The sequence below is a fragment of the Bradyrhizobium sp. UFLA06-24 genome, assembly GCF_054967145.1.
Map to the genome: position 1 here is coordinate 1 of NZ_JADFUE010000115.1, position 11,949 is coordinate 11,949.

Annotated in this window: 13 protein-coding genes; 5 read left to right on the forward strand and 8 right to left on the reverse strand. The window is 64.3% G+C overall.

All coding sequences use genetic code 11. The annotated features are described in order from the left end of the window. Positions 1-108: 108 nt before the first annotated feature. The gene (locus IF809_RS36875) at positions 109-1,059 is read left to right on the forward strand and encodes an FAD-dependent oxidoreductase (RefSeq protein WP_462839946.1); all 951 of its coding nucleotides are present in this window, start codon (positions 109-111) and stop codon (positions 1,057-1,059) included. A gap of 17 nt (positions 1,060-1,076) precedes the next feature. Here IF809_RS36875 and IF809_RS36880 read toward each other — a convergent pair whose 3' ends face one another. Both IF809_RS36880 and IF809_RS36885 read right to left on the reverse strand, forming a co-directional pair. Beyond that, a complete protein-coding gene (locus tag IF809_RS36880; protein WP_462839938.1) occupies positions 1,077-1,505 on the reverse strand; it encodes a PIN domain-containing protein in 429 nt (142 codons plus the stop codon). Then, on the reverse strand, positions 1,502-1,882 hold the full coding sequence (locus IF809_RS36885) for a hypothetical protein (protein WP_462839939.1): 381 nt from the start codon (positions 1,880-1,882) through the stop codon (positions 1,502-1,504). Before IF809_RS36885 ends, IF809_RS36880 begins: the two co-directional genes overlap by 4 nt. Positions 1,883-2,031: 149 nt before the next feature. On the opposite strand from IF809_RS36885, the gene IF809_RS36890 reads away from it, so the two are divergent. Together IF809_RS36890 and IF809_RS36895 are read left to right on the forward strand one after the other, a co-directional pair. Next, complete coding sequence (locus tag IF809_RS36890; RefSeq protein WP_462839940.1) at positions 2,032-3,303, forward strand: DUF2157 domain-containing protein; 1,272 nt, start codon at positions 2,032-2,034, stop codon at positions 3,301-3,303. Continuing rightward, positions 3,300-3,896 carry a GDYXXLXY domain-containing protein gene (locus IF809_RS36895; protein WP_462839941.1) on the forward strand — a complete coding sequence of 199 codons (597 nt, stop codon included), beginning with the start codon at positions 3,300-3,302 and terminating at the stop codon, positions 3,894-3,896. Before IF809_RS36890 ends, IF809_RS36895 begins: the two co-directional genes overlap by 4 nt. Before the next feature lie 162 nt (positions 3,897-4,058). Here the strand turns inward: IF809_RS36895 and IF809_RS36900 are convergent, their stop codons facing one another. Both IF809_RS36900 and IF809_RS36905 read right to left on the reverse strand, forming a co-directional pair. Further along, positions 4,059-5,273, reverse strand: coding sequence for an EAL domain-containing response regulator (locus tag IF809_RS36900; RefSeq protein ID WP_128963441.1), 1,215 nt, complete (start codon positions 5,271-5,273; stop codon positions 4,059-4,061). Between the two features lie 636 nt (positions 5,274-5,909). Beyond that, positions 5,910-7,073, reverse strand: a complete 1,164-nt coding sequence (locus IF809_RS36905) for a hypothetical protein (RefSeq protein WP_462839942.1) — start codon at positions 7,071-7,073, stop codon at positions 5,910-5,912. Positions 7,074-7,413: 340 nt separating this feature from the next. Between IF809_RS36905 and IF809_RS36910 the strand changes: the two genes are divergently transcribed. Further along, the gene (locus tag IF809_RS36910) at positions 7,414-8,034 is read left to right on the forward strand and encodes a LuxR C-terminal-related transcriptional regulator (RefSeq protein WP_462839943.1); all 621 of its coding nucleotides are present in this window, start codon (positions 7,414-7,416) and stop codon (positions 8,032-8,034) included. A gap of 40 nt (positions 8,035-8,074) precedes the next feature. On the opposite strand, the gene IF809_RS36915 is transcribed toward IF809_RS36910, so the two are convergent. The 4 genes from IF809_RS36915 to IF809_RS36930 form a co-directional block, all read right to left on the reverse strand. Further along, positions 8,075-8,323 (reverse strand): hypothetical protein, encoded by a 249-nt coding sequence (locus IF809_RS36915; protein ID WP_128963444.1) that lies wholly within the window; start codon positions 8,321-8,323, stop codon positions 8,075-8,077. Between the two features lie 98 nt (positions 8,324-8,421). Continuing rightward, positions 8,422-8,817 (reverse strand): Hpt domain-containing protein, encoded by a 396-nt coding sequence (locus IF809_RS36920; RefSeq protein ID WP_462839944.1) that lies wholly within the window; start codon positions 8,815-8,817, stop codon positions 8,422-8,424. Positions 8,818-8,950: 133 nt separating this feature from the next. Then, the gene (locus tag IF809_RS36925; protein ID WP_462839945.1) at positions 8,951-9,646 is read right to left on the reverse strand and encodes a Crp/Fnr family transcriptional regulator; all 696 of its coding nucleotides are present in this window, start codon (positions 9,644-9,646) and stop codon (positions 8,951-8,953) included. A gap of 192 nt (positions 9,647-9,838) precedes the next feature. Next, positions 9,839-10,549, reverse strand: a complete 711-nt coding sequence (locus IF809_RS36930; RefSeq protein WP_462839947.1) for a Crp/Fnr family transcriptional regulator — start codon at positions 10,547-10,549, stop codon at positions 9,839-9,841. Positions 10,550-11,048: 499 nt separating this feature from the next. Here IF809_RS36930 and IF809_RS36935 point away from each other — a divergent pair, with 499 nt between their 5' ends. Further along, complete coding sequence (locus IF809_RS36935) at positions 11,049-11,456, forward strand: response regulator (protein WP_164938961.1); 408 nt, start codon at positions 11,049-11,051, stop codon at positions 11,454-11,456. Positions 11,457-11,949 lie beyond the last annotated feature (493 nt).

An 11,949-nucleotide genomic window follows, 5' to 3' on the forward strand; every position in this document is an offset into this window, starting at 1 on the left:
TGGATGCCGCGGCGACGCGCCACGCGAACAAAATAGGCGTCAAGCGTCATTCAAAGGGCGGCAGAGCTACGCTTACGCTTCAATTTCGAAAACCCTGATTACACCGGCCTGAGCGACGAGGCTCATGCCGGCTGGATCCGGCTGCAGACCGAAAGCGGTCAAACGGTTCTGACGGAAACCCCTATTCTGGAGGCCGGCCGCCCCGGCTCCGCCATGGTGGCGTCCTCGCGCGCGGCCGCGATCGCGCAAGGGCGGCCGGATCCGATGATGACCGCTGCTGTCGCGAACAAGGAATTTCCAGCTTTCAGCCTGCCTGATGACTGGGTCGTCGTCGTGCAGGACGGCGGCGCGATCCTGCACACCGCTACAGTCATGAATCTGATGCGCGCACGCGCCGGCGCGCGCTTGATTGCGGAACGCGCGAGCTTCACGTCGCGCCGCGACGGCGTGTCGATCCGCACCGATAGCGAAGAGTTCTTCGCCGAGCGCGCGATCCTGGCGCTCGGCCCATGGCTCGGTCGCGCACTGCCGCGCCTCGGCGCGCTGCTTCACGTCACCCGACAGGCGGTCGGCTGGTTCGCACCTAGCCGCCCCGACACCGTGGTTCCAGGTCGTTTCCCGATCTTCATTCTCGACCGGGGCCCGAACGACATCGTCTACGGCTTTCCGGATTTCGAACAGCGCGGCATCAAGGCTGCGCCTCACAACCACGGCCCCGTGGTCGGCCCCGACGACTGGGGGCCGCCCGTCAGCGATGCCGAACTCCGCTCCGTGAGCGAAGCGCTCGCCGCGCTCGTCCCCGGCGCGGCCGGGCCCATCGTCGATTCTGACGTTTGCCTCTACACCAACACCGCGCCCGCCGACATCAGGCTAGACGCGGGCGAGGAATTCATCATCGATCGCTGGCCGGAGTCCCGCCTGATCGTCTGCTCCGCGTGTTCAGGCCATGGTGCGAAGTTCGCGCCCGCCATCGGGCAACGGCTTGCGCGCCTCGCCACCGATCCGTCCTACCAGGCAGAACCTTTCTTCCAGCTGTCCCGATATTCTCAATTCGCCTGAGTAACCCGAGACCAGGATCAATTCCCATCTCCACCGCCCCGAAACGGATTCATCACGTTCGCCCCGAGCCCCGCGACATCGCGATCATTGCGCGTCACCAGCGTCAGATCATGCGTCAGCGCGGTTGCGGCGAGCAGGCCGTCGATGACAGGGACAGACCTGATGGCGCTGATGCGGCCCCATTGGTCCGATACGGCGTTGTCGATGCCGAGCACGCGCCCGTCGAATGCGGCCTCGACCTCGCGCAGCCAGCGTTCGAGCGCGACCGCCTTGCTTGCGTCCCTGACGCGGGCGATCTCGATGCCCTTTCGAATCTCGCCGAGCACGAGCGTGCTCAGGAAGATGTCCGCGTCGGTAATCTTCTCATACCAGGCGGAGACGCGGGCGTCGCAGCGCGCGCCCTTGCGGATCTCGGAAATGATGTTGGTGTCGATCAAATAGCTCACAGGTCGACGTCGCGGCCGGGATCGCGGCTGCGGTCGAGCTCGATATCTTCGAGCGGCGCGGCCGCGAGCAGGGACTTCAGGCTGACATGGGACGGCTCGGCAAAGCGCTGCCGAAGTACTGCCCGCGCCTCGGCCTGACGCGCGGGGTCGGACAGAGCCGAAGCCACGCGGCGCATCAGGGGGGCATCTTCCTTGCGGACATTGACCTCGACCCGCACAAAACCCTGGCGCTGCCGGCGGGCGCGGTGGCTGGCGACGGGGGATTTTGCTTTGCCGGTCATGTCACCCTCATTTCCGGAAATATTACCGGAAAAGTCCGCGAAGGCAAATGACGAGATTTGATGAGGTGGAGCTTCGACATGCGTCGTGCCCGTCATGGCTGGCTACTGCGCATGGGGTGTTTTCCGGATTTTATTGTCAGCTCCCGCACGGGCATGACAGGTTGAACCCGCCGCTGCGGCGGCCCGACCAACGATGCCGGCCGACGGGAATCAGCCGCTGTCCGGCAGCCAGGTGATCCACCACCATGTTCGACAAAACCTACCGCCAGCGCCTCGAGGCCGACCTCGCCCAGTGGGAAGCCGATGGCGTGATCGCGCCGGCGGTGGCCGCCTCGATCCGACAGGCGCTGCCGCCGCTGTCGCCTGGCATCAACATCGCGGTGGTCGTCGGCATCGTCGGCGGCCTGTTGATCGCGGCGGCGTTCCTTGCCTTCGTCGCGGCGCACTGGACGGAGATCGCGCGGCTGCTGCGGTTTTCGATCCTGCTTGCCGGCATGGTCGTTTCAGGCGGTCTCGGCGCGTGGTTCGCCGCGACCGGCCGCGAGGTTCTCGCAGATCTCTGCGCCAGCATCGGTGCCATCATCTTCGGCGCGGGCATCGCGCTGGTCGGCCAGATGTATCATCTCGGCGACGATTTTGCCGGCGGCATGCTGCTGTGGTCGTCTGGCGCGTTCGCCGCGGCAGCGCTGACCGGCTCGCGCGGCGCGCTGGCGGTCGCCCTCGTCGCCGCCTGCATCTGGACCTGCATGCGCATCTATGACGCGCCCGACAATTTGCATCTTTCATTCGTGCTGGTCTGGCTGATCGCGGCCGCGCTTGCGTTCGCCTGGAATTCGCGCGTGGCGGCGCATCTCGTCGCGCTCGCGGCGATCCCGTGGTGGGTCGCGACGTCCTTTCGTTTCGACTTCCACGGCGACCAGCCGTCATTCGTGCTGGCGAACGGCGCGGCGCTGCTGTTCGGCGCCGGGCTCGCCATATCAGCCGCGCCGTCGGCGAGGGCGCAACGGCTTGGATCCGTGCTGTCGATCTACGGCGCGTTTTCGCTGGCTGTCGTCGCCTTCCTGGAGGTGACGACGGTCGACGATCTCGTCCGGCTTCGGACAGACACCACGGCGGCCCAGCCGCCATGGGCGATCGTGTGCGGCCTCGCCGGCGTGGCGCTCGCGCTGGCGTCCTCCGGCATCACGAAACGCTCGGGTGAAATCCTCGCCGCCTGCGCGATGGGCCTTACGCTGCTCGCCGCGCCGATCTGGCCGGCCTCGGCGGGCGGCGAGTCCTGGTTCGCCTACGCCGCGCTGCTCTGCGCCATGCTCTGCCTCGTCGTCTCAGGCGTGCTCGACGATGTCCGCCCGCGCATCGCCGCCGGCTGGCTCGGCATTGGCGGCGTCATCGCCGGCATCACCTGGGCCGTGAAGGGCTCGCTGCTGCGCCGCTCGGTCTTCCTGGCCGTATCAGGCATCATTGCCGTGGTGTTCGCATCCGTGCTCAATGGTCTGCTGCCGAGGGCCGCGCGATGATCGCCTCCATCACGCAAATCTGGCAACGCATTCCGAAAGCCGTGCGGTTCGGCGCCGCCATCCTGCTTCAGTGCGTGCTGCTGGTCCTGATGGTCGCCGATCGCATGCAGATCCTGCGCGAAGGCCGGGAGGTGACTTTGCAGACGCAGCCGGTCGATCCCCGCGACCTCCTGCGCGGCGACTATGTCGTGCTGCGCTATGACATCTCGGAAATGCCGGCCGGCGTGCTCGCCGGACAGAAGGCGGCCGAGCGGTATCCGGTCGTGTTCGTGAAGCTCGCGCCTGATGCCAGCGGGCTCTACCGGGCCGTCTCGGTGCATGCGGCGCCCGTCCCGGTCAACGCCTCCGAGATCCTGATCCGCGGCCGCGTGACCTATTCCTGCGGTTCGGACAGCCGCATTTTCTGCGACAGGCTGACGATCAAATACGGCCTCGAAAGCTATTTCGTGCCGGAAGGCGAGGGCCGCAAGCTGGAGCAGGCCCGCAACGAGCGGAAGCTCCGCATCGTCGCCGCCGTGCTGCCCTCGGGCCGCGCCGCCATCAAGCGGCTGCTGCTCGACGGCGATCCTGTGTACGAGGAGCCGTGGTACTGAGCGCATGACGGCGGGTCGGCAAATGCCCGCATCACGCGCGCCCCTCGATGATGGCACTATGCCCCTGTTTTGCCCGACGGGTCAAGTCGATTCGGAAAAACGTCAGCATTAGGCCGACCCTCGCCGGCTACTGTGCATGGGGTTGTTTTCGAGTTTCTTCACTCACACCGGGTCGAGCACCGTCCGCGTCAGCGCGCTCCGCGCAAATTTCTTCAGTGGCAACGGTTTTCCGAACAGGAAGCCCTGCACGAGGTCGAAGCCGAGCTCGTTGGCGACGACGAGGTCGGCGCGGCTCTCGACGCCTTCGGCGGCGGCGCGCGCGCCATAACCTTGCGCGAGCTCGACGATGTGACGGCACACGGTGCGCTTGAGACGATCGTTGGCGCTGCCGGTGACGAACTGCCGGTCGGCCTTCAGCTTGATGAATGGGATCCTGCCGAGGTCCATCAGCGACGGCCAATTGGCGCCGAGATTGTCGATCGACAATCCGATGTTGTGCAGGCGCACCTCGCGCGCGACCTCGACGAGAACATCGAGATCGCGGATCGCCTCCTCGCTGTCGATCTCGATCGTCAATCCGCCGAAGGCCGGATGGGTCGGGACACGGCGGCAGAGGTCGCGCACGGCCTGCGGCTCCTTCAGGTATGAGGCCGGCAGGTTGATCGACAGATCGACCGGGCTTTGCCGCTCCAGCAGATAATGCCAGTCCTGCACGGCGCGCTCGATCACGAACTCCGAGAGATCGCGCAGATGCGGATCGTGCTCCTCCGGGATGAAGTAGGCCGGCGGCACCACGCCCCAGGTCGGATGCCGCATCCGCACCAGCGCCTCGGCGCCGCAGCGGATCAGCGTGCGCGCGTCGATCTTGGGCTGATACCAGAGCTCGAGCCAGCCGGCATGCAAGGCCTCGCCGACATGCACGGCCGGGCTCGGCACCGGCTCGTCCGGCAGCAGCATCGCGACACGATCGCGCAGCGTCTCCGCGGCAAAGGGCGTGGTGAGCGGCGGCAGCATAGCGAGGCCGTATTCCTCTCCGACCTGCTGCACGGCCTTGACGATGATGGAGTCGCGCGCGCCGACGGCCAGCACCTTGCCGTCGAACGCCTCGCGCACCAGCGTCTCCAGAAACGTGCCGGGCTCGATGCCGTCAGCGGCGACACCGAACAGGATCAGATCCGGCAGCTCGCCGGCGAGCACGGTCTTGAGCTCGTCGGCGCTGGCGCATTCGCTGGTGACGAATCCAAGATCCTCCAGCACCTCGGCGAGGAATGCGCGCAGATGGCGCTTGCCGTCGGCGACGCATGCGCGCGGCTTCACCTTTCGCCGCCCGAAGGTCCTGAGCCTTCGGCCGGCGCATTCCACAATTTCATCGTTCATCGCAGGCCACTCCCGTTCCGCGACCGGTGTTAGCGATGGGAGCAGTTTCAAATAAGGAGGGCTTCAGCCGATTGTTGAATTATCTGGGTAACGTTAAAGCCCCCATCATTCCTAAAATTGTTCGGATCGCGTTCGAGAAGTCTTTACGTTCGTCTTCGCGTTGCGCACGCGCGTGCGACAATCATGCAAGGATTTTCGAAGGCCGCATCTCGACGTCGCGCGAAGCCGTGTCCTGTAATTGGACGAAGCTGCACGCGCTTCGCCCAATTAAATAATGGACGCCTCATTTGACCGTGGCGTTGCCGTGTTCGGCCACAGCGGCCGGCTAGTCGTCATACGTCTGATAGACTTCGGTGCGAGCGACCTCTCGCGGTTCGCGCGATGCGCGCATGTTCCTGCGTCGCGCGTGACGGTTATGCGACAATTCGCCGAAGCGCAGAGCAGGCGCGTGTGAAGCACCTCACAGCCGTATTGCCGCACGCGCGCTATTGCTGCGCCTGGCCGGTGATGGGCTGTCAGGGATCGCAGCTATGACGATGCGGCGGATGACCCGTTGGTGGTTCAGGTGCGTGATGTCAGGGCGATTTCTCGATCGCTTCCTGTGCCTGCCGCACGCGCCCGAATGACTCGGGCGAATTAGGTCGCCCCGATCAATTTGCGAAGCGCCGCCGCGCCGTCCTGCACGGCGTCGCGGCCCTTCCAGGCGAGGTAGCTCAGCTTGCCGCCCAGCGTGTCATGGCTGCGCAGCCGGCGCGATCCCAGGATGTGGCCGACATTGGCCGGGAAGCGGCTGACTTCGGCGGACACCAGCGCGGCGATCGCGTCCATCAATTGCTGCAACCGCACGCCCCATTCGCACTGCTCGATGCCGTCGATGCGAACTTTCAGCGCGTATTCGGTATCGTAGATATCGGTGAGCAGGTCGCGCGCGATCAGCACGCGGTTGTTCCGGAGCGCGATCCTGAGCGCGAGGCGCTTGTCGTCGAGCCGGTCGAGGACCATGTGGACGACGCCGGCGTAAGGCGTCGCGGCGACGTCGGCCGCGCTCTTGCTCGGCGCCGCCTTGGTGGCGAGGCGCACGAGCTGCCAGGAGGTCTTCAGGCGCCGGGCCACCAGCGTCAGCGCAAAGGGCACCGCCTCGGCATGGGCCTTCCTGAAGGCGTCGAGCCGCGCGGTGATCTGCGCGACCTGGGCGTCGTCGAATTTTGCGATCGTCGCCGGCAGCTTCTCGTTGAACTTCGATAGCCCATCGCCGGCGCGCAGGACCTGCTGCATCTTCTTCACGTCGTTGAAGGCGGTGCGCGAAGCCGTGTATTGCGCGAGCTTGCCGCGCGCCAATTCGGTGCTCTCGGCTGAAGCGAAGGTGTTCTCGAGCACCTTGAGGACCTTGACCTGGAAGGTCGTCGCGATCTTCAGCACTTCCTTGGGATTGTTGGCGGTGACCTGGTCGTTGATCGCCTTGATGTAGTCGCGCGCCATGGTCGGCAGCAGGTCGCGGCAGATCCACTCCCAGATCGGGGTGAGGGTGTTGCGCGAGATCCGTCCCGCATTGGCGTGCTCGGGCGCTCCGTCGATCAGCAACAGCTCGAGCGGCGCGAAGAAGTAGCGCGATGGATTGGTGGCGCGCGCCTGGGTCGATCCGTCCTTGCGAAATTCGGCGCGCAGCTTGGCCTGGATCTCCGCCGAGCCCGGCATGTCGATGCCGCACAGTTCGAGCCGCTCGAGTTCGCTGAGCAGGCAGCTGCGCGACAACGGCGTCAGCTTCTGCAGGAACTCCGATAGCTGGTCGATATCGTTCATGGCACGCAATTCTCTCGCAACGATTCCAGCAGGCCTACAGGCCCAATGCATGGAGGCATTTGCGCGCTCTCAATTGCGACATAGAGAAGCAAGCTGCCGTTAATTAATCCGTAAAATCCGGGAGCGCCGGGACGGGGCGGGCAGCGATCGTTAAGAAGGCGTTTGGGCGACTGCCTATGATTTGGGCGGCTTCATCAACCCCTGCGCGGTCTGCCGCCGGCCTGCGCAAGCACAAATTGTGCCGCCGCCGGTATTTCAGCACAAAACCAACAAAATAACCGTAGTCTTACGGAGTAAAAAGTTAACCACAGACCGCCCCGGGTTCCGCTAAACGAGTCACATGGGGTCACAGAACGATACGGTCACCGATTCGCGGCCGTCGGAATGGTTCGAAAGCAGCGCTTCTGCGCCTGAAGAGCTCGACTTCGTCCGGCTGAATGCTGCCCGTGCCAGGGCGGCCGACGAGATGGCCGCGGCCATCGCCCGCGAGCTCAATGGCCCCCTGACCGCACTCCTGCTCTACATGGGCGAGATCAAGCATCATAGCGATCAGCTCACGCCTGTGACCGGCGATCGCGCCTATCTGCAGCAGGTGGTCGAGAACGCACTGGCGCAGACCGAGCGCGTCTGCGGCCTGGTCAAGCAACTCGCCGGCTCGCACAAGGGTGGTCTGCCCGTGCCGTCCAACACCGAGGACGTCGAGTTAAAGACCCGGCGCGCGCTGCCGGCGCCGCGCGAAGCGGGCTCCGAGATCGCGACGCTGTCGAGCAAGCGGCTGACCAAGCGCGAGCGTGAAGTGCTGCGGCTGATCAGCGAGGGTTTTTCGAACAAGCAGGGGGCGCTGCGGATGCAGATCAGCCCGCGCACCTTCGAGAGCCACCGGGCTGAAGCGATGCGCAAGCTTGGCGCGCGGAACACCGCGGACCTCGTCCGCGCGGCATTGCTGCATTCGCTCGATTGAGGCCGTTGGCCGGCACCGCCGTCGCGGCGCGCGGCCGAGCCTAGAAATAGTCTTCGGCGAAGGGACGGGTGCGCGAAGTGGGCCGCAGAACCTTCGGCTCTTCCTTCGGCGCATTCGGGATGATCGTGATGGTCCAGCGCGGTGGGATGGTCGATTCCTGCTCCAGCACCGAGCGGACAAAACCGGTCACCGTGGACTCGCCCGCCTTCACCGTTGCCATTCGGCCGTTGAACTGCGCGATGCGGAAGCGGCGGACCTCTTTCTGATCCGCTGTTTCATAGGTGAACATGGAAACCCTCCTGGTTTCCGGCGACTATCGCCACCTATGATTAGTCATCTCTAAAAATCGCAAACCGTATAAGTACGGCGGCAGTTGCGCAGGGAGGGTCAATCCTGCGGTTCCTGAGCCTTCGCGCCGGCAAAGGCCGCCTCCATCTGCTGGAGCAGGTCGCCAAGTTCGGCGCCTTCGAGGGTGTCGGCGGTGCTCTCCAACCGCAGCGCCAGCGTTGCGAGCCTGACGTAGCCGAACGTCCTCGCCGTGCTCTTCAGCGAATGCGCCTCGCGCGCAATCCTGGCTCGATGCTGATCGAGCGTGAGCTTGCGAAACAGCAGGAGCCGCGCGGTGGTATCGCTCCAGAACACCGCGCGCACCTCACGGGCACCGTCCTCACCGATCTCGCGCACCAGCGCGTCGAACGCGCCAGGCTCGCGCAGCGATTCAAGTTCGCGCAGCGGAGTGGTGTCGTGCGCGCCTGGCGCGGGCGCGAATACGGCATCGAGCATGGTTGTCCCGGTTCTTCTTTGCGGCTCCGGGGACGTCTACGCTTTTCCGATTGCAATTCTGGTCACGGGACGCGCGGTGTTTGCGGGCAGCGTTTAGCACTTGCTTTACCATGTTCCGGCCTTGCGCGTGCTGTCAAGGCCCGAGCAGCCGGTCGTACTGGGCCTTGACGGTGGCGTAGCATTCGCACGCCGTCTGGCGCAGCCCGTCCAGATTCAGAATCTGGATGTGTCCGCGGCTGTAGTGGATGAAATTGGCCTGCTGCAGGGTATTGGCGACCAGCGACACGCTGTTGCGCCGCGCCCCGATCATCTGGGCCATCGCCTCCTGCGTCAGCAGCAGCCGGTAGTCGCCCGACCAATCATGGGTGTGCAGCAGGCAGCGCGACAGCCGCGCCTCGACCGGATGAGCCGCGTTGCAGCCCGCGGTCTGCTGCACCTGTGCATACATCGCGAGCCCATGCCGCGTCAGCATGGTCCGCAGGGTGGAGCTCTGTTCGGCCGCGATGCGCAACCGGTCGAGGTCCATCACGGAGGCGGTGCCGGGAACCAGCACGACCGCCGTGTTCAAAGCGCATGCGTCGCCCATGGTCGAGAGCGTCCCGAGCAGGCTGTCGCGGCCGATCATGGCGACCTGCACATGCTCACCCTTGGCGAGTTTCACGATCAGCGAGATCACGCCGCGGTGCGGGAAGTAGGCGCGCTTGAGCGTCTCGCCGGTCTCGACCAGCACCGCATCATGCGGCAGATCGACTGTGCGCAGATGTGCACGGATCAATTCATAATCGTCTGCCGACAGCGCCGACAGGAAACCGTTGGATGGGCGCACCATCGTTTCCAAAGCTGCCTCCCGTCACCTCCGCCGGTGAATGCCGCCAGCGACATGACCGTCCTCTGCCTGACTAAGTTCCATCATGTTTCCACCGGGATATATTGGCAATAGGTGCAGTGTTAACAGCGCGGTTCGACCATTGCTCCAGACCGTCCCGTGCATGCCGGCATACTTTGCGCTGGCATGCCGATGTCATCCCGAGGGTGTCAACAGGCGAGCATGGTGGGCCTTCACGGCGGCATAGCAGCCGCAGGAGGTCGCCTCCAGCGCACGCAGGTCGGTGATCTCGATCTGGCCCCGGCTGTAGCGGATGATTCCGGCAAGTTGCAGCGCATGCGCCACCAATGAAATGGCGTTGCGCCGGACGCCCATCATCTGAGCCAGAACCTCCTGTGTCAGCGGTAGAATGTCACTCGCGGACAGATCTCGGGCCCGCAGCAGCCAGCGCGCCAGGCGCGCCTCGACCGGGTGTAGCGTGTTGCAGATCAGGGATTGCTGGACCTGTGCGAACAGCGCCTGCTCATGCCGGATCATCAGGGAACGGAATGGTGCACAGGCGGCAGCAATGGCTCGAAACGCGGGAACTTCAAGTGCGGAAGCGGTTCCGGGGAAGAGGACGACGGCATCTGACGCCGCGATCCCGTCTGCAAGTGCCGCTCCGCCGCCGATGAGGCCGTCGCGGCCGAGCATCGCCACCTCGATCATCTGTCCCTCGGACAGGCTCACGGTGATTGAAACGGCTCCATCGTGCGGGAAGTGGACGTATCGTAGCGCGGCGCCAGCTTCACCCAGGACAGTCTCTCTGACCAACTCGATCGTGACGAGATGAGGACGCATCAGATCGAAGTCTGCAGCGTCGAGCATCTGCAGCAATCGGTTGGGAGGCCGGCCGCTTGCGGTCATGCGGAACCAATCCAGCGTGCGTCGCGCGTTCGACATCCGGTTGCGCGGCAGCACAAACCTATTGTAATGGTTGTGGTGCTGTCCATATACCCGTTGGAGGGCAGACAGCCCGGCGGATTTGCGGCGGAAATAAGAGCAGTGCTTGATTCGCGCGCATGCCCGGCGAGACAGATTTGCGTTGCGACCCGGGAAAGTGTGGCAGGGGACCTCATGATCTGGAAGCGGGCACCCAATGGCAGAGCTTGCATCCGCCCTTTCATTGGACGTTCTCCGGTCCAAGCCGCCGCGCTCGTCAGCCGAGTTCCTTCAGCCGTCAGCTATTGCTTCGCGCAACTGCGAGGCCCGGCTGCAGAAATTGCGCGCATGCCGTTGGCGTGTCGTGCCCGATCGACCACGCAGGTGGTCATCACGATTTGAATGCAAGCGAGAGGAGAAAGGTGTGCGCAACGCTTCAATTATTGAATCGCCGAAGCGGGACATTCAAACGACGACAGAAAGTCTGCGCCATATTCTCGTTGTCGACGACGACCCGATGGTGTCCATGGCAATCGAGATCTATCTCCAGCGAAACAATTTCCGGGTGACGATTGCCGACGGCGGTGAGGGAGGACTGCGAGCTCTCGAGCACGGGCAGTTCGACCTGATGATCATCGACATCTTCATGCCGCATATGCGCGGGTTCGAATCGATCCGGCTCTTTCACGACCGCGCGCCCGCCACTCCGCTGATCGCAATGTCGGGCTATGCCTTCGCAGATATGAATTCGCCTGCGCCCGACTTTCTAAGGATGGCGCTGGAGCTCGGCGCTACGCGTTGCCTGCGTAAGCCGTTCACGCCGAATGCGCTGCTGGCCGCCATCAGGGACTGTCTCGCCGAACATCATGCCGCTGCCGTGCGGCTGGGTTAGCGCGTTATCGTTCGCGATGCTCCTGGAGTAAGAGTCCGTTTACCGTGAACGCGGATTTTACCGAGGCCATCGGCACTTCGACGCAAAGGTCGCGCGCGCGATTCCGATCGCGTTTGATTTGGTTCAATTCCAGTCGGCCTTGCATATCCCCCCATGTCGGCAGGATCTTTTTGCGCCGCTGGTGACGCGGTTATCCGCGCGTTTACCAGTCGCGTCTCCGGACGGATCTCGCGAGCCGGACGTGCCGAAAACCGCTGTCCCGTGCCCGCGAACGGCAAACTTCGCTTCAATATCCGTATTAGCACGGAGGATGAAATTAACGCGACCGTGAAATGGGTTGTCTAACGATCTAGGAGCGGACTTCCGCCGATACCAAGGCGGCGCAGGCACCGAGGTCCAGCTCAGTAAGGCGTAGCTCATGGATGATCTGTTGCGGGAGTTTCTGACGGAGACCAGCGAGAGCCTGGACACCGTTGACAATCAGCTGGTGAAG